Here is a 24012-nt window from a genome sequence, read left to right on the forward strand (position 1 = left end):
AGATCGTGTCGCCATGCATTGTGAACCAGACTTGCGCTAGGCACATTTTCTGTGAAATAGATTCACAGATGGCGAGATCCGACATCAACCGCTCCGGCGAGATCGAAGTTTTTGTCCGGGTCGTCGAGGCGGGGAGCTTCTCGGCCGCGGCACGGGCGTTGCGCATGACGCCGTCGGCGGTCAGCAAGCTGATCGCGCGGCTGGAAGCCCGGCTTGGCGCGCGGCTGGTCAGCCGCTCGACGCGCAAGTTGCAGCTGACGCCGGAAGGGTCGGCGTTCTACGACAGCGGGCTGCGCATCCTGGCCGATATGGCGGCGGCCGAGCGTGAGGCGGCGGCGGGTGCCGCACCGCGCGGGCGGCTGCGCGTCAACACCTATGTGCCGTTCGGGGTGCACCGGCTGATCCCGCTGCTGCCACGTTTCCTCGAACGCTACCCCGAAATATCAATCGATCTGGTGCTGACCGACAGCGTCATCGATCTGATGGCCGAACGCGCCGATGTCGCCATCCGCGCCGGGCCGCTCGGCGAATCCCGGCTGGTGGCGCGCAAGCTCGGGCAGAGCCCGGTGGTCGTGGTTGCGGCACCCTCCTACCTCGAAACGCATGGCATACCGTTGGCGCCGGCCGATCTCGACAGCCACAACCGCATGGGCTTCGGCTTCGTCAGGCATATAGACGGCTGGCCGTTCCGCGACGCCGAGGGCCGCGCCATCATTGTCCCGATCACCGGCAATACGCTGGTTGGGGACGGCGAGGCGATGCGGCTGATGACGCTGGCCGGCGCCGGCATTTCCAGGCTGGCGCGCTGGCACGTGGCGGACGATATCGCCGCCGGGCGGCTGGCGGCGCTGCTGGAGGATTTCAATCCGGGCGACGAGGAGGCGACCCACGCCGTCTATGTCGGCCAGGGCCGGCACCTGCCGGCGCGGGTGCGGGCTTTTCTCGATTTCCTGGCCGAGACTGCGCGGCTCTGACGAAGCGCGGCTTTCAAGGTCTGTTCGACAATCCAACAGGGGCGGGATATGGACTCCCGTCCGGTCATCGCAGGCGCCTCGGCGCTCAGGCTCCGGGAGCGTTGGCAATTCAGGAGGCGTGAATTGGTCCGCTTGTCCTTGGTCACGGCATTCCTGCTTGCCATCGCGACATGGCTGCATGCTTCAACGATCTCCGAGGCAGCCGAGGTCTCGACAGCTGCGACGCCCGCTCCAAACGCCCAACCGGATGACGTCAAGCAGCTCCTTTCCGTGGCTTTGGCTGAAACCGAGGATTTCTGGGGCGTCACCTTCGAAGCCGGCGGATCGACCTATGAGGAGCCCAAGCTGGTGCTGTATACCGGCACTATCGCCACCGCATGCGGCCCTGTTTCAGGGACATTGTACTGCGCGGCAGACCACAAGATTTATCTCGATCCGGCGTTCCCCGAGCTTCAACAGATCAGTTTGACGGGAGATTTCGCCAAGGCGTTGATTGTCGCCCGGGAGGTTGCGCATCACGTGCAGAACATCTCTGGTGTTCCGCACGCGGCTGTCACCGCCGGCGACCAGCAAGCCGCCATCATCCGATCGGAACAGGTGGAGCTCCAAGCCGACTGCTTTGCCGGCCTATGGAGCCGCTATGTCTGGGACCAGCACCTGCTGGAAGACACCGATCTGACTGAGGCCAGGGAACTCCTTCGATCTCTCGGAGACGATCAGCCCGCCAATGCCTCCAAAGACCCGAACGCAAAAAGGTACGGCACATCGCAACAGCGTATCCGCTGGTTTGGCCGGGGCCTTGCTGGAAAGACGATCGCGGACTGCGACACCTCCAGCAATCCGCTTTGATGCGGAGCCCGGCCTGTCGGATGAGTGATCACTCGCCGATAGTCTTCAGTGCTTTCCTGATCTGTTCAATGACGGTCCCGATGTCCGATCGCCCGGAGGTGTATTCTCCATCCGGGTCGTAATATGCGTCCCGCAGCCGCTCCAAGCGAGCAATGACGGCGGCTCCATAGTCATGCGCCGTACCGGCGACGACGACCTTTTCGAATTCGGCTTGCGCGGCACTCACCGCGCCGACGCAGACTTTCCAATCGTAAGGGCTGGCAGAAGCCGCGGCTTGGCGATCAGCCATGATCGCGACAATTCTGTCTCGAAATTGCTCAGCGGATGGTGCCATCATCGCCCCTGACATCCCGGTATGTTGCTCCGGCGTCATGATGGTAGCTGCAATCGTGTCCGGTACAAGGCGACCCCTGCGGCCTTGATGAAGCGCGAAAAAGCCGCGCGCCCGAAGGGACGCGCGGCTTACGGAAAAACGGAAAATCGCGTCGAGCCGAAGACGGATTACGCCTTCGGCACGAACGGCGCCGGGCGCCGGCCAGCCGCCTGGCGCTCCAGCATCCAGCCGGGATATTCGGACGGCAGCGCGCTGACCTCATCGAGCTTGGCGAGATCGTCCGCGTCGAGCTTCACTTCGGTGGCGGCAAGGTTCTGTTCGAGCTGGTCCATGCGGCTGGCGCCGATGATGACGCTCATCACGAAAGGCTTGGCCAGGACATAGCCGAGCGCCACCGTGGCAACGCTGACGCCGTGCTTGGCGGCAATCTCGCGCATGACGGCGACGGCCGCCCAGGCACGGTCTTCATTGACTGGCGGGAAGTTGAAGGACGCGCGGCGGCCCTCGCCATTGCCGGGCGCACCGGGGCCGTATTTGCCGGAGAGCAGGCCACCGGCCATCGGTGACCACACCATCAGGCCGAGCTTTTCCTCGTTGATCAAAGGCACGATCTCGCGCTCGAGGTCGCGGCCGGCGATCGAATAGTAGGACTGGATGGTCTCGAAGCGGGCAAAACCCTTGCGGTCGGCGATACCGAGTGCCTTGGCGATGCGCCACGCCGCCCAGTTCGAGACGCCGACATAACGGACCTTGCCGCTGGCAACGAGATCGTCGAGCGCCCGCAGCGTCTCGTCGATCGGCGTGACGGTGTCGGTGCCGTGCAGCTGATAGAGATCGATATGGTCGAGCTGCAGCCGTTCGAGGCTGGCATCGACCGCATCCATAATATGGCCGCGCGACGAGCCGCGCTGGTTCGGCCCGTCGCCCGTGGCGCCGTGCGCCTTGGTGGCGATGACGACGTCCGGACGTTTGACGCCGAGGTCCCTGAGGGACTGGCCGAGCAGTCGCTCGGACTCACCGAAGGAGTAGACGTCGGCCGTGTCGAAGAAATTGACCCCGGCGGCGATCGAGCGGCCGACAATTTCGTTGACGCCCTTCTGATCAAGGCTGGCGATCAGGCCCCATTGGGCATTCTGGCCGGCGGCGCCGAAGGTCATGGTGCCGAGGCAGAGTTCGGAGACGAACATCCCCGTATTTCCAAGCTGGTTATAACGCATGGCGAAGGCTCCAGGAGAATTTTGATGACACAAAACAAATAGGAACGGAACGTTTCGTTTCTAGTGGTGGTGCAATGACGCTTCTGGATTGGCCCAACGATGTAGGCATCAGCGCCGATGAGACGCTTCGAGACGGAAAACAATTGGGTTAGGCGTCCCAGGGATTGAGCACCGTCACGCCTGTATCATCAAAATACGCGACGTTGCGCGTCACAAGAATGAGATCATGGACAAGTGCGGTGGCCGCGATGAGCGTGTCGGCACTGCCTCGTGTACGGCCGGCGGTGATGCGGCCCCAAGCCAGCGCGACATCTTCCGTGACAGCAAGTATACGGTCGGAATTGTCCCGCCGAAGCTCCCGTAGCCACAGATCGAGGCGTGTTGCCTTTTCGGAGTCGACCTTGCGTAGCTTGATGATCCTACGCTCGATCTCACCAAGGGTAATGATGCTGCGGCTCACCTATGTTGGATCCACCGAAGCCAGTCATCTCAGTTGGCTTGGCCAGGCGCCTCTGCACATCCGAAACGATGTTCGTGTCGAGCAGATACATCAGAGATCGACGTCCCGGATCATCGTCTCCGATCGGCGGTTGACCTCTTCGGCGAAATCATCGTCCCAAACCGGACCCGTCAAAAGATACTCGGCCAACGACTTTTTCTTTCCAGCCAGGCGGTCGTAATCCTCGGCGGAGAGAATCACGACAGCACGTTCGCCGCGCAACGTCACCGTCTGCGGTCCCTCGCTGCGTGCACGCTGAACCACCTTGGAAAAATTGTTCTTCGCGTCCTGAAGGTGCCAGTTCATTGAATTCTTCCTAGCTAGCTTGGCTAGATACAGCATTGAAGCAGCTCGGCGACAATGCCGGTGACGCTGCCAAGCCATCTCCGTGATGTCGGCCCATGGCCGTCCTGGCTAGGATCGAGTGTCGAAGGCGTCGAGTTTCAGCCGCGCGGCATGGTTTTCAGACCAACGAATAATCTCGTCGAAAACGGGTCGAAGGGCGAGTGCAACGGATGTGAGTTCGTACTCCACACGCGGCGGCACTTCGGCGTAGCAAGTGCGGATCAAAAGCCCGTTTTGCTCGAGATCGCGCAACTGCGCGGTGAGCATGTGTTGCGTGATGCCTGGTATTGCTCGTCGCAACTCGCCGAAGCGCCGCCTGCCGTGAACGAGTTGCCAGAGAATCTCGCCTTTCCACTTCCCCGTCAGAATCCGCATCGCGGCGTGGAAGCGCTCCATTGGCTGTCCGCGACACTCTTCGGCAGGCGCTGAAGCCGTCATTTCCTCAATGGTCTGCATTTTCATCCTATACCATAAAAATCATCCTACTTGCCAATTCAATATTAGATCACAAAATTTGCAGCGGTAAAGGGATTGGCCTTGCCGTCCTCATTCAACGAGCGAACAGGTGAAGGACGTGAGCGTGGAAGTGGCAAACGAAGAGCGTGTCGGGGAGCGAAAGGTTGGCGAGGTCGTCATTTACGGGGGCGGCATTGCCGGAGCTCTCCTCGCGCGGCAATTGTCCGCCACCGTCAAGGTGATCTTGGTCGATCCGCTCGATTATTTCGAAGTGTCGATGGCTGCACCGCGCAATCTGGTGAAGCCCGACTTCTCCAGGCAGTCCATCATGCCCTTTGCAAAGGCTCTTCCTCGAGTCGATCATGTCGCCGCTCGCCTGACGGAGCTTACCGGCGAGGGCGGTATCGTCGAAGACGCTTCCGGCCGGAGGCTTCTCGTCACCGGGAAGGCTGCCGTCCTGGCCACGGGGAACCGCTTCGCCAACGAACTGGTGCGCGGCCAGGAGGGGAGCGGTGCCGACCGCCATGCGTTCTATCAGCGGTTCCATGACCGCCTTGCAGGCGCCGAGCGCATTCTTCTAATCGGCGGCGGGCCTATTGGTGTCGAAGTCGCCGGTGAGATTACCGAAGCATGGCCGCACAAGCATGTCACATTGGTCGAATCCCAGCCACGCATCTTGCGAGGCACTTCCGAAGCCGCGGCTGCTCGCGCCGCTGCCATTCTGGAAAAGCGAGGTGTGACGATCCTGACGGGACAGCGCATCGATGGGCTTTTGTCCAATTTGCAAGACGTGTTTGCTGGCAGTGGCGAGGTCACCACCGACGCTGGTCAGGTCATCGCGTACGACCTCGCAATACTGTGCGTTGGAGGGCGGCCGAACACTGCCTTCATGAAGCAAAACTTTGCCAGCCGGCTCACACCGGACGGCCACGTCAAGGTGGCAGCGGACCTCCGGGTGAAAGGAGAAACAACCATCTTTGCGCTCGGCGACGTTACCGATCTTGCTGAAAACAAGATGGCGTTTCACATCAGGGGACACGTCAAGGTCGCAGCCGCCAACATCCGCTCCATTCTGGCTGGCAAGGCGCCCTCTCTGTCCTACAAACCACGGACCGGTGATCCGACGATGGTCGTAACGCTAGGTAGCCGAACCGGCGTTGCGCAACTTCCCTTGTTTGGCCACACGCGGTGGTCGTGGCTTGTCCGCAAAGTAAAAGCCGAGCACATGCTGGTGCCGAATTATGCGAAAATATTCTCGCTCTAACGTGATCTACCGACTACCAAAAATCGCCGAGCCAACCCGCACACTGGTGGCGCCGAAGGCGATGGCTGTCTCGTAGTCGCCGGACATGCCCATCGACAGTTTGGCGACGCCGGCCTCACGCCCAAGTTTTTCCAGCAAGGCGAAGTGGGGGCCGGGGTTTTCATCCGCCGGCGGAATGCACATCAGGCCTTCGATGGCGAGGCCGTGGATATCGCGACAGCGGGCGACGAAGGCTACGGCGTCGCGGGGTTCGATGCCGGCCTTCTGCGGCTCGGAACCGGTGTTGACCTGGACATAGAGTTTCGGGGCACGGCCTTGCCTTGAGATTTCCTTGGCGAGTTCGGCGGCGATCTTCTCGCGGTCGACCGTCTCGATGACGTCGAACAGCGCCACCGCCTCCTTGGCCTTGTTCGATTGCAGCGGGCCGATCAAATGCAGTTCGATATCGGCAAAGGCCTGCTTCAGCGCGGGCCATTTGCCTTGCGCCTCCTGGACGCGGTTCTCGCCGAAGACGCGTTGGCCGGCCTCGATCACCGGCTGGATGTCGGCGGCGTCAAAGGTCTTGGAGACGGCCACCAGCGTCACCGCGCCAGCCGCGCCGCGGGCCTCCTGCTCGGCGGCGGCGATCTTCGCCTTGACCGCGAAAAACTGCTGAACGGTGTCACCCATATGCAAATCCCGCTGTTTTGACTCGCGTTTTTAGCCGCCGCGATGCCCATATGGTTGACGGGTTTGCCAAACCATGGTGAACACCCGGACCACATTCCCTGAACCGCCGAGCCAGTCGCGCGCGGTTCGCGCCTGCTTTTAAGTGAAAAACGTCCCATGGCAACCGAACGATACAATCCGCGCGCGTCAGAGCCCAAATGGCAGAAGGCCTGGGCCGAGAAGAAGCTGTTCGAAGCGCACAATGACGACCCGAAGCCGAAATACTACGTGCTGGAGATGTTTCCGTATCCGTCGGGGCGCATCCATATCGGCCATACCCGCAACTACACGATGGGTGACGTGGTGGCGCGCTACAAGCGGGCCAAGGGGTTCAACGTGCTGCACCCGATGGGCTGGGACGCCTTCGGCATGCCGGCAGAGAACGCGGCGATGCAGAACAAGGTCCATCCCAAGGAATGGACCTACCAGAACATCGCCACCATGCGCGAGCAGCTCAAGGTCATGGGCCTGTCGCTGGACTGGGCGCGCGAATTCGCCACCTGCGATGTCGATTATTACCACCGCCAGCAGATGCTGTTCCTCGATTTCGTCGAGAAGGGGCTGGTGACGCGCAAATCCTCCAAGGTCAACTGGGACCCGGAAGACATGACGGTGCTCGCCAACGAGCAGGTCATCGACGGGCGCGGCTGGCGCTCGGGCGCGCTGGTCGAACAGCGTGAGCTGACGCAGTGGTTCTTCAAGATCACCGATTTCGCGCAGGACCTGCTGGATTCGCTCGACGGCCTCGACGAATGGCCCGAAAAAGTGAAGCTGATGCAGCAGAACTGGATCGGCCGTTCGGAAGGCCTGCTGATCCGCTGGCCTCTGGCTATTCCGGATGCTGGCAAAATTGGCGACGGCGAGCATGAGCTGGAAGTCTATACGACGCGGCCCGACACTATTTTCGGCGCGTCTTTCATGGCCGTCGCCGCCGACCACCCGCTGGCCAAGAAGGCCGCCGAGACCAATCCAGAACTGGCGAAGTTCATCGACGAGGTCCGCCATATGGGCACCTCGGTGGCCGTACTTGAGACGGCCGAGAAGAAGGGTTTCGACACCGGCATCCGCGTTGTCCATCCGTTCGACGACAGCTGGACGCTGCCTGTCTACGTCGCCAATTTCGTGCTGATGGAGTACGGCACCGGCGCCATTTTCGGCTGCCCGGCGCACGACCAGCGCGACCTCGACTTCGCCAACAAATACGGCCTGACGGTGGTGCCGGTGGTGATGCCGGAGGGCGAGAATCTGGCGACCTTCCAGATCATCGACGTGGCGTATGGCGACGATGGCGCGATGATCAATTCGCGTTTCCTCGACGGCATGAAGCCGAGGCAGGCTTTCGACGAGGTCGCGAAGCTGCTGGAGCAGAAGACGATCGGCAACCGGCCGATGGCTGAGCGCAAGGTGAATTTCCGCCTGCGCGACTGGGGCATTTCGCGCCAGCGCTACTGGGGCTGCCCGATCCCGATGATCCATTGCGAGGCTTGCGGCGTGGTGCCGGTGCCGAAGGCCGACCTGCCGGTCAAGCTGCCCGACGATGTCGATTTCGACCGGCCGGGCAATCCGCTCGATCGGCATCCGACCTGGCGGCATGTGAAGTGCCCGCAATGCGGTGGGGATGCGCGGCGCGAAACCGACACCATGGACACGTTCGTCGATTCGTCGTGGTATTTCGCCCGCTTCACCGCGCCCTGGGCGCATGAGCCGACCGATCCCAAGGCGGCCAATGAATGGCTGCCGGTCGACCAGTATATTGGCGGCATCGAGCATGCGATCCTGCATCTGCTCTATTCGCGCTTCTTCACCCGTGCAATGCGCGAGACCGGCCATGTCGACCTGGCCGAGCCGTTCAAGGGCCTGTTCACGCAAGGCATGGTGGTGCACGAGACCTATCGTGTCGGCTCGGCATCGAACGGCCGCTGGCTGGCGCCGACCGAGGTGCGGCTGGAGGGCATCGACGGCGAACGCCGCGCCTTCGAGATCGCCACCGGCGAGGCGGTCACCATCGGCCCGCTCGAAAAAATGTCGAAGTCGAAGAAGAACACGGTGAGCCCGGAAGACATCACCGATGGCTATGGCGCCGACACGGCGCGCTGGTGCATGCTGTCGGACTCGCCGCCCGAGGGCGACGTCGAATGGACCGACGATGGCGCCGCCGGCGCGCATCGCTTCATCCAGCGCATCTGGCGCCTGGTGTCGATCGCCGCCGAGACGCTCGGTGGCGTCAAGCCGCAAGCGGCGAAGGAAGGCGAGGCCGGTGCCGTTTCAAGGGCCGTGCACAAGATCCTGAAAGCGATAGGCGAGGACATTGAACGGCTCGGCTTCAACCGCGCCATCGCCCGCATCTATGAACTGGCCAACGTGCTGACCACGCCGCTCAACCAGGTGGCGGAAGGCAAGGCCGATGCGACACTCAAAGGCGCCTGCCGCCAGGCGGTGGAGATCCTGGTGCATCTGGTCGCGCCGGTCATGCCGCATCTGGCCGAAGAGTGCTGGGAGACGCTCGGCGGCACCGATCTGGTCGCCGAACGGCCGTGGCCGGTCTTCGATCCGGCGCTGGTCGTCGACAATGAAGTGACCTATCCGGTGCAGGTCAACGGCAAGAAGCGGGGGGATTTGACAATTGCCCGCGACGCGGACCAAGGTGCGGTCGAAAAAGCGGTATTGGCTCTCGACTTCGTGCAGAAAGCGCTCGAAGGTAAGGCTCCGCGCAAGGTGATCATCGTGCCGCAGAGGATCGTCAATGTCGTTGCCTGATCGGGAAAAGACAGAGCTGAGCCGTCTGCTGCGCCGCGCCGCGCTTGCCGGCCTGATCGGCGCGCTGGCGCTGGTTTCGGCTTGCACGGTGCGGCCGCTTTATTCCAACGCGCCGCTGTCGCCCGGCTCGAACGCGACAGCCAATTCCGAGCTGGCGTCGATCGCCATCAAGCCGGTCAAGACGCGTTATGCCCAGCAGGTGCGCAACAATCTGATCTTCGGCTTCGGCCGGGGCGCCGGCGAACCGGCATCGCCGGTTTATTCGCTCGATCTCACCGTGACCGAAGCCGTCGAATCCTCGGCTCTCGTGCAGGTCCAAACCGATCAGGACGAGCCGACCGCCGGTTCGGTGACGCTGACTGCCAGCTATACGCTGACCGATATGCAAACCGGCGCCGTCGTCACGGTCGGCAAGCGCGCGATCACCTCGTCCTTCGACAGGCCACGCCAGGAATTCGCCTCGTATCGGGCGCAGATCGACGCCGAAAATCGCGCCGCGCGTGAACTGGCCGAAGCCCTGCAGCTGTCCATCGCCCAGGATCTGGTCCGGCACGGCAAGAAGGCTGGCTAGCGCCGCTTTCCTTTCACGGAAACGCCCTTTCGATCTTGATACTCGGCCCGCTTTGCGCTGGCCGAGAGCTCTCTCTTCAGCCCTATGCATGTCGATGAGTGGATGATCGTGGGTGACGATCATCGGCCCGAATCCGGCTCGTCCGTCATCGCTGCAAAAGATACGCTTCGGTCGCTCCAACGGTGCTGATGGGAAGCAACTGTTAACCACTCGCTCCCTATTGCTCAGCAGACGGTTCAGCGTGAGTCTTGAGAATGGAATCCAAGCGTTTTCCTCGGGTCAATTCAGTGACAGTTTCGCCCGATAATCCCGAGGGTGAGCGTTTGAACAACAGAGCGGATGGCCAGAGGGCCGGCGCGGCCAAGGCCGGCAATCCGCCGCCATCTGTTGATCTCGGCGGCAACGAAAGCCCGGCCTGGCAGGACTATTTCTTCCTGGCGCCCAATGTGCGGTTCACGCGCACGCCGGACTATGAAGCCAGCACACGCCAGCCGCGCCAGATCGCCTCTGACCAAGGCGAATCGCAGCCGCTGCCGGCGCGACAAGCCGTCGCACAGCCTGCTGCGGCTGCGACATCCTCCGCGGTCTCGTCCTCGTCATTGTCGGCGACGATGAAAAGCCGGAACTCCGCTTCGGAGACCACTCAGCCGCCTGCCGGCAACAGAGCCGCGACGCATGAGAGGCCGCCAGCACCGGGCGCGGCAGCCGTTCCGCCAAGGCATGTTGGCGAAAATGCACGGGCTGCTGCGCCGGCGGGTGCGAGGACAGCCGTGACGGCACGTGCATCCGCACCGGCAGCTCCTGCCCAGGCGATGGCGGCGCCGGTCAAAACACCAGGCCGCGAAACCGTACGCTGGCCCTATCTGTCTAATCACGTCTTCTTCGAACTCATGGCGCCTTACATGATCGAGAGCCCGTTGCCGGCGCCGCGGGCGGTTCCGGCTTCGCGGCCGGCAGCGCCGGTCGTCTCCCCACGGGTCGACATCCGCTCCGCCACGGCCGATCCGACCGCGTTGTTCCGGATCATTGAATGCCTTCCGGGCCAGCAGGCTCCGTCGACCTTGCCGGAAGTCCGCCCGGCCAACTCGAACGAAGCCGTGGTTCAACCGGCAGCGAGCAGCGCACCGCAACGGACCCGGGTGAAGGTTGCAATTCCGTCTGCTGCCAGCAACGGCGTTCCGGAACAGGTCGCGCAAGCCGCGGAGGAGGCCGTGCAGGCTCCGGCCATGCGCGTGTCCGCGCCACTGCCTCTGGTCGGCAAGATCGTGCCCGCCACGACAGGCGAGGCGTATGAACTTCCCTCGGAAGAGCTGCTGCAGCAGCCGCCGGAAGGGCAGGGCTTCTACATGTCGCAGGAGCGGCTCGAGCAGAATGCCGATCTTCTGGAAAGCGTGCTCGAGGATTTCGGCGTGCGCGGCGAGATCATCCACGTTCGCCCCGGCCCGGTCGTCACCCTCTATGAATTCGAACCGGCGCCTGGCGTCAAATCCTCCCGCGTCATCGGTCTCGCCGACGACATCGCCCGCTCCATGTCGGCGATCTCGGCACGCGTCGCCGTCGTGCCCGGCCGCAACGTCATCGGCATCGAGCTTCCCAACGAGACGCGCGAGACCGTCTATTTCCGCGAACTGATCGAATCGCAAGGTTTCCGCAAGACCAGCTGCAAGCTGGCGCTCTGCCTCGGCAAGACGATCGGCGGCGAGCCGGTTATCGCCGAACTGGCGAAGATGCCGCATCTGCTCGTCGCCGGCACCACCGGCTCCGGAAAATCGGTTGCCATCAACACCATGATCCTGTCGCTGCTCTACCGGCTGAAGCCGGAAGAATGCCGGCTGATCATGGTCGATCCCAAAATGCTCGAGCTCTCCGTCTATGACGGCATCCCGCATCTTCTGACGCCCGTCGTCACCGATCCCAAGAAGGCGGTCACCGCGCTCAAATGGGCGGTGCGCGAGATGGAGGACCGCTATCGCAAGATGGCGCGGCTCGGCGTGCGCAACATCGACGGCTACAATGAGCGCGCCGCCCAAGCCCGCGACAAGGGCGAGGCGGTCGTCATGACGGTGCAGGCCGGCTTCGAAAAGGGCACCGGCGAGCCGCTGTTCGAGCAGCAGGAAATCGATCTTGCGCCGATGCCATACATCGTCGTCATCGTCGACGAGATGGCCGACCTGATGATGGTCGCCGGCAAGGAGATCGAAGGCGCCATCCAGCGCCTGGCGCAGATGGCGCGCGCGGCCGGCATCCATTTGATCATGGCGACGCAGCGACCCTCGGTCGATGTCATCACCGGCACGATCAAGGCCAACTTCCCGACCCGCATCTCCTTCCAGGTCACCTCCAAGATCGACAGCCGCACCATTCTGGGCGAGCAGGGCGCCGAACAGCTGCTGGGCCAGGGCGATATGCTGCACATGATGGGTGGCGGGCGGATTTCGCGCGTGCACGGCCCCTTCGTTTCCGACGCGGAGGTCGAACATGTCGTGGCGCATCTGAAGGCGCAGGGCCGTCCGGAATATCTGGAAACCGTGACGGCCGACGAGGACGAGGAAGAGATCGAAGACGACCAGGGAGCGGTCTTCGACAAGGGCTCCGTCGCCGCCGAGGACAGTGATGCCGCCTATGACGAGGCGGTCAAGGTGGTGGTGCGCGACAAGAAATGCTCGACGTCCTACATCCAGCGCCGCCTCGGCATCGGCTACAACCGCGCCGCATCCCTGGTCGAACGCATGGAGAAGGAAGGGCTGGTCGGCGCGCCCAACCATGTCGGCAAGCGCGAGATCATCATGGGTCGGCGCCCGTCGGCAGCCGCGCCTGATGACGACGGCGCGGATTGAACGGCAGCCTTTTCGGCGATAAGGCTTCGTCCGAAGCGCAATAAAAAAGGCCGGTTGCCCGGCCTTTTCTCATTGAAGCGATGCGACCTCAGCCGATCTTCTGGCCAGTCTTGGCCCAGTCGGCGGTGAACTGGTCCAGGCCCTTGTCGGTCAGCGGGTGCTTGACCAGCGCCTTCAGCGTCGCCGGCGGTGCGGTCACGACGTCGGCGCCGATCAGGGCCGCCTGCTTGACATGGTTTACCGTGCGCACCGAGGCGACGAGGATCTCGGTCTGGAAATCGTAATTGTCGTAGATCTGCCGGATCTCCTGGATCAGCTCCATGCCATCCGAGCCGGTGTCGTCGACGCGGCCGACGAAGGGCGAGATGAACGAGGCGCCGGCCTTGGCGGCGAGCAGCGCCTGGTTGGCCGAGAAGCACAGCGTGACGTTGACCATGCGGTTCATCTGGGTGCGGATCGTCTTGCAGGCCCTCAGGCCGTCCAGCGTCAGCGGCACCTTGATACAGACATTGGGTGCGATCTTGGCCAGCACTTCGGCCTCCACCATCATGTCCTTGTACTCACTCGCCACGACTTCGGCCGAGACCGGGCCGGCGACGATATCGCAGATCTGCTTGGTGACGTCGGCGATCTTGCCGCCGGATTTGAGGATCAGCGACGGATTGGTGGTGACGCCGTCGAGCAGCCCCAGATCGTTGAGCTCACGGATATCCTTGATATCGGCGGTGTCGACAAAAAATTTCATGGCGGGTCTCCTGACGATTTCGTCGTGCTTGGGAAGGCACGTTCAGCGTTGCTCTTTGATCTAGACCAAAGTCGGGGCAAGGTCACGCCTCATGATCGAAGATTCGCCCTTTGTCGCAGCCGCACCGGTGCTGGTGCCGATGCCTGCCGAACGCCCCTACACCTATGCCGTGCCGGCCGGCATGCGCGTTGTGCCGGGCTCGATCGTGCGCGTGCCGCTCGGGCCGCGCCAGGTTGCCGGCATCGTCTGGGATGGCGCAGTCGAGAACATCGACGCGAAAAAGCTGCGCCCGATCCAACAGGTTTTCGACTGCCCGCCGATCGACCGTTCGATGCGCCGCTTCGTCGACTGGGTGGCGCAGTACACGCTGTCACCACCCGGAATGGTGGCGCGCATGCTGCTGCGTGCGCCGGAGGCCTTTGACCCGGAACCCTGGATCGAGGGACTACAGCGAACGCTCATCGTTCCCGACCGGATGACGGATGCACGAGCGCGCGTGCTGGAGACGGCCGAGGGTGGGCTGGCCTGGACGCGATCCGGCCTGGCGCATGCGGCAGGCGTGTCGTCGACGGTGATCGAGGGGCTGAAGGCGCAAGGCGTGTTCGAGACGGTGATGATCCCGCCACGCCCGGTGGTGGCCGCGCCTGACTCCAGCTACGCCATACCGGAATTGATGCCGGATCAGAGTGACGCCGCATCGATGTTGCGCGCCAATGTCGCGGCCGGCGTGTTCAATGTCGCGCTGCTCGACGGCGTCACCGGCTCAGGCAAGACCGAGGTCTATTTCGAAGCGGTGGCGGCCGCGCTCGACCAGGGCAAGCAGGTGCTGATCCTGCTGCCGGAAATCGCGCTGACCCATGCTTTCCTCGAACGTTTCCAGCAGCGCTTCGGCGCCAAGCCGGGCGAATGGCATTCGGATCTGCCGCCAAGGATGCGCGAAAAAGTCTGGCGGCAAGTGGCGGAAGGCACAGTGCGCGTCGTTGCCGGCGCCCGCTCGGCGCTGTTCCTGCCATTTAAGGAGCTCGGCCTGATCGTCGTCGATGAGGAGCACGACCCGGCCTACAAGCAGGAGGACCGCGTCTTCTACAATGCGCGCGACATGGCGGTGGTGCGCGGTCACATCGGTAGTTTTCCGGTCGTGCTGGCATCGGCGACACCATCGGTCGAGAGCCGGGTCAATGCGAGCCAAGGCAAATACAACAGAGCCGTTCTCTCCGCCCGTTTCGCCGAGGCGGCGCTGCCGCAATTGAAGTCGATCGACATGCGGCGCGCGCCGCCGGCGCGCGGCGGTTTCCTGTCGCCGGTGCTGATCGACCATATGCGCAAGACGCTGGAAAGGAAGGAACAGTCGCTGCTGTTCCTCAACCGGCGCGGCTATGCGCCGCTGACGCTGTGCCGGGTCTGCGGCCACCGCTTCGGCTGTCCGGTCTGTTCGGCCTGGCTGGTCGAGCATCGTTTTCGCGGCCAGCTGGTCTGCCATCATTGCGGCCACAATGAGCGCCGCCCCGAAGCCTGCCCGGAATGCGGCACGCTCGATCATCTGGTCGCTTGCGGACCGGGCGTCGAGCGCATCGCCGAGGAGGTCGTCACGCATTTTCCCGATGCGCGCACCATCGTTTTGTCATCCGATCTGATGGGTGGGGTGCGGCGGCTGCGGCTGGAACTGGAGGCGATCGCCGATGGCGAGGCCGATATCGTCATCGGCACGCAGCTCGTCGCCAAGGGGCACAATTTTCCCAATATGACCCTGGTCGGCGTCGTCGATGCCGACCTTGGCCTCGCCAATGGCGATCCGCGCGCCGCCGAGCGCACCTTCCAGTTGCTCAGCCAGGTGACCGGCCGCGCCGGCCGTACCGGCAAGAAGAGCCTTGGCCTGCTGCAGACTTTCCAGCCTGACCATCCGGTGATGCGGGCGATCGTCTCCGGCGACGCCGAGGCTTTTTACGAGCGCGAGATCGCCGAGCGCGAGCGGGCGGCCTTGCCACCCTTCGGCCGCCTGGCCGGCGTCATCGTCAGCGCGGTGACGCGGGCTGAGGCCGAGGGCCATGCACGCGGCCTGCGCCGCGCCGCGCCCGAGGCGTCAGACCTGTTCGTGCTGGGGCCGGCCGAGGCGCCACTGTCCCTGCTCGGCGGACGTCACCGTTTCCGCCTGCTGATCCAGGGCGAACGGCGCGCCGATATGCAAGGGTTTATCCGCGCCATGCTGGCTAATGGGCCGAAACAGCGCGGCTCGGTCAGGGTGCAGGTCGATATCGACCCCCAGAGCTTTTTGTAAGGTCGCCATATCGGCGATACGGTGCAGGCCAGCGAGAAACGGAAGATCACATGAAAACCCTTGGCCTTCTGGGCGGCATGAGCTGGGAATCGACCGCCATCTATTATCAGCTGCTCAACGAGATCGTGCGCGAGCGTCTCGGCGGGCTGCATTCGGCGAAATTGCTGCTGTGGTCGTTCGATTTCGCCGAGATCGCCGAGCGGCAGCATCACGGCGATTGGGAGGGCGCCGGCGTGATGCTTGTCGAAGCCGCGCGCAAGCTCGAGGCGGGTGGTGCGGGAGGTCTGCTTCTGTGCACCAACACCATGCACAAACTGGCCGACCAGGTGCAGGCGTCCGTCTCCATCCCGCTGATCCACATCGCCGATGCCACGGCGGCCGCGATCAAGCGTGCCGGCATGCAGCGTCCGGCATTGCTGGCGACGCGCTTCACCATGGAGCAGGATTTCTACAAGGGCCGGCTTGCCGATAAATACGGCTTGTCGCCGGTGGTGCCTGACGCTGCTGGGCGCGACATGGTGCATCGCGTCATCTATGACGAACTCTGCCAGGGTATCGTCACGGATGCTTCGAAGACGGCCTATATAGAAGAGGCCGAACGCCTGCGCCGCGAAGAGGCCGCCGACAGTATCATCATGGGCTGCACCGAGATCACCATGCTGATCGGACAGGGCGATTTCGACATTCCGGTCTTTGACACGACTCGCATCCACGCCGAGGCGGCGGTCGAATTCGCGCTCGGCTAATGCGCCGCTCCTAAAGTGCCTGATGCCATCTGGCGCGGCGTTTTTCCTCCGCTAGAATGCCCGCAATTTCAAAATCAGGCATTTCGAGGGGACAGTATGGATTTTGCGCTTCCGTGGCCGACGAGCCAGGGCGAATGGCTGGCCTGGTCGAGCGCCGTCTTCACCGTGCTGCTCGGCCTTCTGTTTTTTCTGGCACCTGGCCTCGCCTTCCGCATCCTGCGTTTGCAGGCCAAGCCCGAGAAAGCAGCGGCGATTGCCGAGGGGCGGGGCAGGATGTCGGGCTTTTATCTCGGCGTCGGCCTGTGCTGCATCCTCTTGGCGCAGCCGCTGGTTTACATGGCGCTCGGCTTCTCCTGGCTGTTCACCGCCTTCGGCCGGCTGCTGTCGATGATGTCGGATGGCGCCAACACACCTTTCAATTGGGTTTCCATTGTGGTGGAATTGGTCTTGGCGGCGTTGCCGCTTGCCTTTGCCTTCGGCTTTGTGCCCTGAATCCTTAGCTATTCCGGGGCGCGAGACGAGACTCTTTTGCCGGATGCGACAATAGTGCCTGAAAACCATGCGGAACGACGCATTGCGGTCTTAAAATGCCTGTGCTAGACGGCAATCGACTTTCGGCCGGGGATAGCGGAAGCCGCGCCTCCGTGCTTGAAAAAATGCAGTAAGGTCAAAGATTTAGCCAGAGTTTTTGCTCGCGCCAACAATCTGCGGCCTGTCAGACAAGAGAAAAGACGGTCCGTGGCTCAATCGTCATCGCCAATCTCAGGTGTTGCAGAACGCTATGCGGGTTCGCTGTTCGAACTCGCCCGGCAGGCAAATTCGGTCGCCAAGGTCGAGGCCGACCTCAACAGTTTCGAAGCTATGCTCGAAGGCAGTGCCGACCTTACCCGCCTGATCAACAGCCCGGTGTTCTCCAGCGAGGACCAGGCCAAGGCTATCGCTGCGATCGCCGACAAGGCGGGGATTACCGGCCTCGCCGGCAATTTCCTGCGCGTCGTCGCCCAGAACCGGCGGCTGTTCGCCATTCCCGGCATGATCAAGGCGTTCCGTCAGATTGCCGCCGAAGCGCGTGGTGAGACCACTGCTGATGTCACGTCGGCACATGAGCTGACGGCGGCCCAGCAAACAGAACTGAAGGCCGCGCTGAAAAGCGTTGCCGGCAAGGATGTGGCCATCTCCGTCACCGTCGATCCGTCGCTGCTCGGCGGGCTGGTGGTCAAGATGGGCTCGCGCCAGATCGATACGTCGCTCAAAACCAAACTCAATTCGCTCAAGCTTGCACTGAAAGAGGTCGGCTGATGGACATCCGCGCCGCGGAAATTTCCGCAATTCTGAAAGACCAGATCAAGAATTTCGGCAAGGAGGCCGAGGTCTCCGAAGTTGGACAGGTGCTGTCCGTCGGTGACGGCATCGCCCGTGTCTACGGCCTCGACAATGTCCAGGCCGGCGAGATGGTCGAATTCCCCGGCGGCATCCGCGGCATGGCGCTCAACCTCGAAGCCGACAATGTCGGCGTCGTCATCTTCGGCGCCGACCGCGACATCAAGGAAGGCGACATCGTCAAGCGCACCGGCGCCATCGTCGACGTTCCGGTCGGTCCGGGCCTGCTCGGCCGCGTCGTCGACGCGCTCGGCAACCCGATCGACGGCAAGGGCCCGATCAAGGCGACCGAACGCAAGCGCGTCGACGTCAAGGCACCCGGCATCATCCCGCGCAAATCGGTGAACGAGCCGATGTCGACCGGCCTCAAGGCCATCGATGCGCTGATCCCGGTCGGCCGCGGCCAACGCGAACTGGTCATCGGCGATCGCCAGACCGGCAAGACCGCCATCATTCTCGACACGATGCTCAACCAGAAGTCGGTGCACGACAACGGTCCCGAGAAGGAGAAGCTGTACTGCGTCTATGTCGCCGTCGGCCAGAAGCGCTCGACCGTCGCGCAGTTCGTCAAGGTTCTGGAAGAGCGCGGCGCGCTCGAATATTCGATCATCGTCGCCGCAACCGCTTCCGACCCAGCGCCGATGCAGTTCCTGGCGCCGTTCGCCGGCGCCACCATGGGCGAATATTTCCGCGACAACGGCATGCACGCGCTGATCAGCTACGACGATCTGTCGAAGCAGGCCGTCGCCTATCGCCAGATGTCGCTGCTGCTGCGCCGCCCGCCGGGCCGCGAAGCCTATCCTGGCGACGTCTTCTACCTGCACTCGCGCCTGCTCGAGCGCGCCGCCAAGCTCAATGACGATCTGGGCGGCGGATCGCTGACCGCTTTGCCGATCATCGAGACGCAGGCCAACGACGTGTCGGCCTACATCCCGACCAACGTGATCTCGATCACCGACGGCCAGATCTTCCTCGAAACCAACCTGTTCTTCCAAGGTATCCGCCCTGCGGTGAACGTCGGCTTGTCGGTGTCGCGCGTCGGTTCGGCCGCGCAGATCAAGGCGATGAAGCAGGTTGCCGGTTCGATCAAGGGCGAGCTCGCGCAGTACCGCGAAATGGCTGCCTTCGCGCAGTTCGGCTCCGATCTCGACGCCGCCACCCAGCGCCTGCTCAACCGCGGATCGCGCCTGACCGAGCTTCTGAAGCAGCCGCAATTCTCGCCGCTGAAGACGGAAGAGCAGGTCGCGGTGATCTTCGCCGGCGTCAATGGCTATCTCGACAAGCTGCCGGTCAACCAGGTCGGCAAGTTCGAGCATGGCCTGCTCAGCCACATGCGTGCGGCCGGCAAGGACGTCCTCGACGCCATCCGCAAGGAAAAGGCACTGTCGGACGATCTGCGCGCCAAGCTGAAGGCCGAGATCGACGCTTTCGCCAAGACCTTCGCCTGAGCGAAGCGACAAGACGGGATCAGGTTTGAAGCATGCCTTCATTAAAAGACCTTCGTAACCGTATCGCCTCGGTCAAGGCGACGCAGAAGATCACCAAGGCGATGCAGATGGTCGCTGCGGCGAAGCTGCGCCGTGCGCAAGAGGCTGCGGAAGCGGCGCGCCCCTATTCGGAACGCATGGGTTCCGTGCTGGCCAACATCACCCAGGCCATCGGCGGCGGCGGCGATGCCCCGGCGCTGATGACCGGCACCGGCAAGGATGCCGTGCATCTGCTGGTCGTCTGCACCGCTGAACGCGGTCTGTGCGGCGGTTTCAATTCGCAGATCGCCCGTCTTGCCCGCGACCACATCCGCCGGCTTTTGGCCGACGGCAAGCAGGTCAAGATCATCTGCGTCGGCAAGAAGGGTTTCGACATCCTGCGCCGCGACTATGCATCGATGATCATCGACCGTGTCGATCTGCGTGAGGTCAAGACGCTCCGTTTCGTCAACGCCGATGCCATCGCAAAAAAGGTTATCCACCTCTTCAACGAGGGTGGCTTCGACATCTGCACGCTGTTCTATTCGCAGTTCAAATCGGTGATCAGCCAGATCCCGACCGCGCAGCAGATCATCCCGGCCGGCGTAGCTTCCGCTCCAGCCGAGGCGGTGGATGGCGGCAACGCGGTCTACGAGTATGAACCGGAGCCGGGCGAAATCCTCTCCGACCTCATCCCGCGCAACATTTCCGTGCAGGTTTTCCGGGCGTTGCTCGAAAACGCCGCCGGCGAAATGGGCGCCAAGATGAGCGCCATGGACAATGCGACGCGCAACGCCGGCGAGATGATCAACAAGCTGTCGATCACCTACAACCGCCAGCGGCAGGCGCAGATCACCAAGGAACTGATCGAAATCATTTCGGGCGCCGAAGCGCTCTAGGCGCGGTTCGCGGGTCATCGACCCGCTACCGGACCGCGTGAGAAACAAAGGACGAAAAAGGGTAAAGACGATGGCGAAAGCAGCGACCCCCAAGACGGCGGCCCCCAAGGCCGCAGCGCCCGCGAAGGCGGCAAAGGCTCCGGCAGCGGCCGCGAAGGCAGCTCCGGCAAAGACGGCGGCAGCGCCGGCCAAGGCCGCGGCCGCCAAGACTTCGGCTGTTGCCACTAAGGCAACCGGCGTTGTCGGCAAGGTCCGCCAGGTCATCGGCGCCGTCGTGGACGTGCAGTTCGGCGATCACCTGCCGGCGATCCTGAACGCGCTCGAGACGACCAATGTCGGCAACCGCCTGGTGCTCGAAGTGGCCCAGCATCTCGGTGAAAACACCGTGCGCTGCATCGCCATGGACTCGACCGAAGGTCTGGTGCGCGGCCAGGAAGTGCGCGACACCGGCGCGCCGATCACCGTTCCGGTCGGTCCGGGCATGCTCGGCCGCATCATCAACGTCATCGGCGAGCCGGTCGACGAAGAGGGCCCGGTCGATGCGACCGAAATGCGCTCCATCCACCAGCCGGCTCCGACCTATGTCGAGCAGTCGACGGAAGCCCAGATCCTGATCACCGGCATCAAGGTGCTCGACCTGCTGGCACCTTACGCCAAGGGCGGCAAGATCGGCCTGTTCGGCGGCGCCGGCGTCGGCAAGACCGTGCTGATCCAGGAGCTGATCAACAACATCGCCAAGGCGCATGGTGGTTATTCGGTGTTCGCCGGCGTCGGCGAGCGCACCCGCGAAGGCAACGATCTCTACCACGAGTTCATCGAATCCGGCGTCAACAAGAAGGGCGGCGGCGAAGGCTCCAAGGCCGCGCTCGTCTACGGCCAGATGAACGAGCCGCCGGGCGCGCGCGCCCGCGTCGGCCTGACCGGCCTGACGGTTGCGGAATATTTCCGCGACCAGGGCCAGGACGTGCTGTTCTTCGTCGACAACATCTTCCGCTTCACGCAGGCGGGTTCGGAAGTGTCGGCTCTGCTCGGCCGTATCCCATCGGCCGTCGGCTATCAGCCGACGCTCGCCACCGACATGGGCGCGCTGCAGGAACGCATCACCACCACCACCAAGGGCTCGATCACCTCGGTGCAGGCCATCTACGTGCCGGCCGACGACTTGACCGACCCGGCGCCGGCAACCTCGTTCGCTCACCTTGACGCGACCACGACGCTCAACCGCGCCATCGCCGAAAAGGGCATCTACCCGGCTGTCGATCCGCTGGATTCGACCTCGCGCATGCTCGACCCGCTGGTCGTCGGCGAAGAGCATTACGGCGTCGCCCGTCAGGTGCAGTCGATCCTCCAGCGCTACAAGTCGCTGCAGGACATCATCGCCATCCTGGGCATGGACGAGCTGTCGGAAGAGGACAAGCAGACCGTGGCCCGCGCCCGCAAGATCGAGCGTTTCCTGTCGCAGCCCTTCTTCGTCGCCGAAGTGTTCACCGGCGCGCCGGGCAAGCTGGTCGACCTCGCCGACACCATCAAGGGCTTCAAGGGCCTCTGCAACGGCGACTATGATCACTTGCCGGAAGCTGCCTTCTACATGGTCGGCGGCATCGAGGAAGCGGTCGAGAAGGCACAGCGCCTGGCGGCTGAAGCGGCTTAATTCCCATTCGGCAGCGCGGTTCAGCCGCGCTGCTTTCGATCCAAGCGTTTGTGAGACACCATGGCTGAAGCTTTCAAGTTCGAACTGGTCTCGCCGGAACGCCTGCTGGTTTCCGAGCAGGTCGAATCCGTCGTCATTCCGGGTGCCGAAGGCGAGATGACGGTGATGGCGCATCACGCGCCGGTCATGACCACGATCAAGCCGGGTGTCGTCACGGTGAAGACCGCGTCGGGCGGCGAAGAACGCTATGTCGTGTTCGGCGGCTTCGCCGACATCGTCCCGGCCGGCTGCACGCTGCTGGCGGAATCGGCTGTTGCGGTCAAGGATGTCGACCGTGCGGATCTCACGCGCCGGATCCAGGAAGCCAAGGAAGATGCCGCCGACGCCAAGGACGACCAGGCGCGCAGCAAGGCGGAGCAGTTCCTTAGCCAGCTCACCACGCTGGAAGGCGCGCTTCTCCCGGCTTGAAGTCCGCATCGAATGACTTGTTAAAAAGCGGGGCCTTGCCTCGCTTTTTTGTTTAGATGCCCAAGGCGGCGAAGGCCAGTGTCGGACCATCCCGTCGCAGGTGGACGAGATGCACGGCGACGAGTTCAATCAGCGTCTGGCGCTCGGCATGATCCCTGGCAAAGCCGGCAAGGTCGAACACTGCCGTCACCGTTTCGTTCGCCGGTAGCTGCTGGCTCAAAAGCGCCGTCAGTGCGGCATCGAGCGGATCGGTGAAATGGTTCTCCGGCAAGGTGTTTCCGCGCGCGGCGCAGGCGGCGATCCAGGCCGCCACCACCAGGGTGAGATGGACGAACTCAGTACCGGCTTCGAGGCATTCGATGGCGGACGCGATGATGCGCTGCGGCAGTTTCTGGCTGCCATCATTGGCAATTTGTGCCGTGCAGTGGGCGAGCGCGGTGTTTGAAAAACGCTCGGTAAGCTCGGCTGTGTAGGTTGATGTATCGAGCCCGGCATCCTCCGGCAATGTCGATATGGCCTCTCCCCAGAGCGCATCGACAAACTTCCGGATCGCCGGATCGGCGAAAGCGCGGTCAACCGTGGCATGGCCGCTGAGCAGGCCGAGATAGGCGATGCCTGAATGCGCGCCGTTGAGCAGCCGCAGCTTCATGTCCTCGAACGGGCCGACATCGCCAACCATGGTGACGCCGAATTTTTCCCAGGCAGGCCGGCCCGCCGGGAAATTGTCCTCGACCACCCATTGGCGAAACGGCTCGGTCATCACGGGCCAGGCATCCTCGACGCCAAGCTCATCGGCGATCCGCGCCCGGTCGGCGTCCGTGGTCGCCGGTACGATGCGGTCGACCATGCTCGACGGAAAGGCGACCTGGTTTGCGATGTGATCGGCGAGGTTGGCATCGCCCGTTGTAGCGGGCCTGGCATCGCGCAACGCGGCGAATTCGGTCAACAGCCGGTGCAGTGTGGCGCCATTGGCTGGCAGGTTGTCGCAACACAGCACGGTAAAGGGCGGTGTTCCCGCGACCAGCCTTCGGGCAAGCGCTTCGGCCAGAAAACCATGCGCGGTCTTCGGCATCCGCGGATTGGCCAGATCGTGGATGACGTCGGGATGGGTGGCGTCCAGTCCGCCGCCCGCCGCCCTGAGATAGGCCTTCTCGGTGATCGTCAGCGTGACGATGCGGGTGCGCGGATCGGTCAGCGCGGCCAGCACCGCGCCGGGGTTTTCCGGCGCCACCAGCAGCGACTGAATCGAGCCGATGACGCGCAGCTCCTCCTCGCCACTGCTGCGGACCGCCAGCGTGTAGAGCCCGTGCTGCGGCGAGAGCGCATCACGCGTGTCGGCGCTGCGCAACGAGACGCCGATGATGCCCCAGTCCGTTTCGCCCGCCGCCAGGCAGTCGTCGACATAGGCGGCCTGGTGGGCGCGATGGAAGGCGCCGACACCCAAATGCACGATGCCCGGGGTGATGCGGCTGCGGTCATAGGCGGGGACCGTGGCCGAGGCCGGCAATGCCTGAACCGTGTCGTTGCAAAGGCGTCTGCTTGTCATGGCTTGGCTTGTTGGGCTCGATTTG

21 protein-coding genes and 1 pseudogene are annotated in these 24012 nt (G+C 63.3%); 14 read left to right on the top strand and 8 right to left on the bottom strand.

Annotated features, from left to right (window positions below; all coding sequences use genetic code 11):
- Positions 1–68: 68 nt before the first annotated feature.
- Both AC0V7N_RS07370 and AC0V7N_RS07375 read left to right on the top strand, forming a co-directional pair.
- Positions 69–974 (top strand): LysR family transcriptional regulator, encoded by a 906-nt coding sequence (locus tag AC0V7N_RS07370; RefSeq protein WP_475456075.1) that lies wholly within the window; start codon positions 69–71, stop codon positions 972–974.
- A gap of 123 nt (positions 975–1097) precedes the next feature.
- On the top strand, positions 1098–1823 hold the full coding sequence (locus AC0V7N_RS07375) for a neutral zinc metallopeptidase (protein WP_475456077.1): 726 nt from the start codon (positions 1098–1100) through the stop codon (positions 1821–1823).
- 28 nt (positions 1824–1851) lie between these two features.
- Here AC0V7N_RS07375 and AC0V7N_RS07380 read toward each other — a convergent pair whose 3' ends face one another.
- The 5 genes and pseudogenes from AC0V7N_RS07380 to AC0V7N_RS07400 all read right to left on the bottom strand — a co-directional run bounded on the left by AC0V7N_RS07380 (position 1852) and on the right by AC0V7N_RS07400 (position 4674).
- Positions 1852–2196, bottom strand: coding sequence for a hypothetical protein (locus AC0V7N_RS07380; RefSeq protein ID WP_475456079.1), 345 nt, complete (start codon positions 2194–2196; stop codon positions 1852–1854).
- A 128-nt stretch (positions 2197–2324) separates the two neighbouring features.
- On the bottom strand, positions 2325–3374 hold the full coding sequence (locus AC0V7N_RS07385) for an aldo/keto reductase (RefSeq protein ID WP_475456081.1): 1050 nt from the start codon (positions 3372–3374) through the stop codon (positions 2325–2327).
- A 148-nt stretch (positions 3375–3522) separates the two neighbouring features.
- Positions 3523–3925, bottom strand: a pseudogene (locus AC0V7N_RS07390) (type II toxin-antitoxin system VapC family toxin).
- Positions 3925–4179: a type II toxin-antitoxin system Phd/YefM family antitoxin gene (locus tag AC0V7N_RS07395; RefSeq protein ID WP_475460235.1), complete on the bottom strand. Its 255-nt coding sequence runs from the start codon at positions 4177–4179 to the stop codon at positions 3925–3927. The pseudogene AC0V7N_RS07390 and the gene AC0V7N_RS07395 overlap by 1 nt, the downstream one beginning before the upstream one ends.
- Positions 4180–4287: 108 nt before the next feature.
- The gene (locus AC0V7N_RS07400) at positions 4288–4674 is read right to left on the bottom strand and encodes a winged helix-turn-helix transcriptional regulator (protein WP_475456083.1); all 387 of its coding nucleotides are present in this window, start codon (positions 4672–4674) and stop codon (positions 4288–4290) included.
- 109 nt (positions 4675–4783) lie between these two features.
- Here AC0V7N_RS07400 and AC0V7N_RS07405 point away from each other — a divergent pair, with 109 nt between their 5' ends.
- Positions 4784–5938 (top strand): NAD(P)/FAD-dependent oxidoreductase, encoded by a 1155-nt coding sequence (locus AC0V7N_RS07405; RefSeq protein ID WP_475456085.1) that lies wholly within the window; start codon positions 4784–4786, stop codon positions 5936–5938.
- Between the two features lie 6 nt (positions 5939–5944).
- Here the strand turns inward: AC0V7N_RS07405 and AC0V7N_RS07410 are convergent, their stop codons facing one another.
- On the bottom strand, positions 5945–6607 hold the full coding sequence (locus tag AC0V7N_RS07410) for a YggS family pyridoxal phosphate-dependent enzyme (RefSeq protein ID WP_496627774.1): 663 nt from the start codon (positions 6605–6607) through the stop codon (positions 5945–5947).
- Between the two features lie 156 nt (positions 6608–6763).
- Here AC0V7N_RS07410 and leuS point away from each other — a divergent pair, with 156 nt between their 5' ends.
- The 3 genes from leuS to AC0V7N_RS07425 all read left to right on the top strand — a co-directional run bounded on the left by leuS (position 6764) and on the right by AC0V7N_RS07425 (position 12811).
- Positions 6764–9403: a leucine--tRNA ligase gene (leuS, locus tag AC0V7N_RS07415; protein WP_496627775.1), complete on the top strand. Its 2640-nt coding sequence runs from the start codon at positions 6764–6766 to the stop codon at positions 9401–9403.
- Positions 9390–9974 carry an LPS assembly lipoprotein LptE gene (locus tag AC0V7N_RS07420; RefSeq protein ID WP_475456087.1) on the top strand — a complete coding sequence of 195 codons (585 nt, stop codon included), beginning with the start codon at positions 9390–9392 and terminating at the stop codon, positions 9972–9974. The genes leuS and AC0V7N_RS07420 overlap by 14 nt, the downstream gene beginning before the upstream one ends.
- 254 nt (positions 9975–10228) lie before the next feature.
- Positions 10229–12811 carry a DNA translocase FtsK gene (locus AC0V7N_RS07425; RefSeq protein ID WP_475456089.1) on the top strand — a complete coding sequence of 861 codons (2583 nt, stop codon included), beginning with the start codon at positions 10229–10231 and terminating at the stop codon, positions 12809–12811.
- A gap of 88 nt (positions 12812–12899) precedes the next feature.
- Here the strand turns inward: AC0V7N_RS07425 and fsa are convergent, their stop codons facing one another.
- On the bottom strand, positions 12900–13556 hold the full coding sequence (gene fsa / locus AC0V7N_RS07430; protein ID WP_475456091.1) for a fructose-6-phosphate aldolase: 657 nt from the start codon (positions 13554–13556) through the stop codon (positions 12900–12902).
- 91 nt (positions 13557–13647) lie between these two features.
- Here fsa and AC0V7N_RS07435 point away from each other — a divergent pair, with 91 nt between their 5' ends.
- From AC0V7N_RS07435 to AC0V7N_RS07470, 8 genes are all read left to right on the top strand, one after another.
- The gene (locus AC0V7N_RS07435; protein WP_475456093.1) at positions 13648–15831 is read left to right on the top strand and encodes a primosomal protein N'; all 2184 of its coding nucleotides are present in this window, start codon (positions 13648–13650) and stop codon (positions 15829–15831) included.
- A 50-nt stretch (positions 15832–15881) separates the two neighbouring features.
- Positions 15882–16577 (top strand): aspartate/glutamate racemase family protein, encoded by a 696-nt coding sequence (locus AC0V7N_RS07440; protein WP_475456095.1) that lies wholly within the window; start codon positions 15882–15884, stop codon positions 16575–16577.
- A gap of 96 nt (positions 16578–16673) precedes the next feature.
- Complete coding sequence (locus AC0V7N_RS07445) at positions 16674–17069, top strand: AGROH133_08824 family phage infection protein (protein ID WP_069090425.1); 396 nt, start codon at positions 16674–16676, stop codon at positions 17067–17069.
- A 246-nt stretch (positions 17070–17315) separates the two neighbouring features.
- Positions 17316–17876: a F0F1 ATP synthase subunit delta gene (locus tag AC0V7N_RS07450; protein WP_475456097.1), complete on the top strand. Its 561-nt coding sequence runs from the start codon at positions 17316–17318 to the stop codon at positions 17874–17876.
- Entirely contained in the window at positions 17876–19405 is a 1530-nt protein-coding gene (gene atpA / locus AC0V7N_RS07455; protein WP_172222567.1) for a F0F1 ATP synthase subunit alpha, read from the top strand. Before AC0V7N_RS07450 ends, atpA begins: the two co-directional genes overlap by 1 nt.
- Before the next feature lie 32 nt (positions 19406–19437).
- Entirely contained in the window at positions 19438–20322 is an 885-nt protein-coding gene (locus AC0V7N_RS07460; protein WP_475456099.1) for a F0F1 ATP synthase subunit gamma, read from the top strand.
- Between the two features lie 70 nt (positions 20323–20392).
- Complete coding sequence (gene atpD, locus AC0V7N_RS07465) at positions 20393–21973, top strand: F0F1 ATP synthase subunit beta (RefSeq protein WP_475456101.1); 1581 nt, start codon at positions 20393–20395, stop codon at positions 21971–21973.
- A 60-nt stretch (positions 21974–22033) separates the two neighbouring features.
- Positions 22034–22441 carry a F0F1 ATP synthase subunit epsilon gene (locus AC0V7N_RS07470; protein WP_475456103.1) on the top strand — a complete coding sequence of 136 codons (408 nt, stop codon included), beginning with the start codon at positions 22034–22036 and terminating at the stop codon, positions 22439–22441.
- A gap of 52 nt (positions 22442–22493) precedes the next feature.
- Here AC0V7N_RS07470 and AC0V7N_RS07475 read toward each other — a convergent pair whose 3' ends face one another.
- Complete coding sequence (locus AC0V7N_RS07475; protein WP_475456105.1) at positions 22494–23987, bottom strand: mannitol dehydrogenase family protein; 1494 nt, start codon at positions 23985–23987, stop codon at positions 22494–22496.
- Positions 23988–24012 lie beyond the last annotated feature (25 nt).

The organism is Mesorhizobium kamtschaticum, from assembly GCF_056174585.1.

Excerpts from the sequence above, each read along its gene's own strand:
- AC0V7N_RS07440 (WP_475456095.1), top strand. The coding sequence starts at position 15,882 with ATGAAAACCCTTGGCCTTCTGGGCGGCATGAGCTGGGAATCGACCGCC.
- AC0V7N_RS07420 (WP_475456087.1), top strand. The coding sequence starts at position 9,390 with ATGTCGTTGCCTGATCGGGAAAAGACAGAGCTGAGCCGTCTGCTGCGC.
- AC0V7N_RS07435 (WP_475456093.1), top strand. The coding sequence starts at position 13,648 with ATGATCGAAGATTCGCCCTTTGTCGCAGCCGCACCGGTGCTGGTGCCG.
- atpD (WP_475456101.1), top strand. The coding sequence starts at position 20,393 with ATGGCGAAAGCAGCGACCCCCAAGACGGCGGCCCCCAAGGCCGCAGCG.
- AC0V7N_RS07380 (WP_475456079.1), bottom strand. The coding sequence starts at position 2,196 with ATGACGCCGGAGCAACATACCGGGATGTCAGGGGCGATGATGGCACCA.
- AC0V7N_RS07470 (WP_475456103.1), top strand. The coding sequence starts at position 22,034 with ATGGCTGAAGCTTTCAAGTTCGAACTGGTCTCGCCGGAACGCCTGCTG.
- AC0V7N_RS07400 (WP_475456083.1), bottom strand. The coding sequence starts at position 4,674 with ATGCAGACCATTGAGGAAATGACGGCTTCAGCGCCTGCCGAAGAGTGT.
- AC0V7N_RS07475 (WP_475456105.1), bottom strand. The coding sequence starts at position 23,987 with ATGACAAGCAGACGCCTTTGCAACGACACGGTTCAGGCATTGCCGGCC.
- AC0V7N_RS07425 (WP_475456089.1), top strand. The coding sequence starts at position 10,229 with ATGGAATCCAAGCGTTTTCCTCGGGTCAATTCAGTGACAGTTTCGCCC.
- AC0V7N_RS07410 (WP_496627774.1), bottom strand. The coding sequence starts at position 6,607 with ATGGGTGACACCGTTCAGCAGTTTTTCGCGGTCAAGGCGAAGATCGCC.
- fsa (WP_475456091.1), bottom strand. The coding sequence starts at position 13,556 with ATGAAATTTTTTGTCGACACCGCCGATATCAAGGATATCCGTGAGCTC.
- atpA (WP_172222567.1), top strand. The coding sequence starts at position 17,876 with ATGGACATCCGCGCCGCGGAAATTTCCGCAATTCTGAAAGACCAGATC.
- AC0V7N_RS07460 (WP_475456099.1), top strand. The coding sequence starts at position 19,438 with ATGCCTTCATTAAAAGACCTTCGTAACCGTATCGCCTCGGTCAAGGCG.
- AC0V7N_RS07385 (WP_475456081.1), bottom strand. The coding sequence starts at position 3,374 with ATGCGTTATAACCAGCTTGGAAATACGGGGATGTTCGTCTCCGAACTC.
- AC0V7N_RS07445 (WP_069090425.1), top strand. The coding sequence starts at position 16,674 with ATGGATTTTGCGCTTCCGTGGCCGACGAGCCAGGGCGAATGGCTGGCC.
- AC0V7N_RS07370 (WP_475456075.1), top strand. The coding sequence starts at position 69 with ATGGCGAGATCCGACATCAACCGCTCCGGCGAGATCGAAGTTTTTGTC.
- AC0V7N_RS07395 (WP_475460235.1), bottom strand. The coding sequence starts at position 4,179 with ATGAACTGGCACCTTCAGGACGCGAAGAACAATTTTTCCAAGGTGGTT.
- leuS (WP_496627775.1), top strand. The coding sequence starts at position 6,764 with ATGGCAACCGAACGATACAATCCGCGCGCGTCAGAGCCCAAATGGCAG.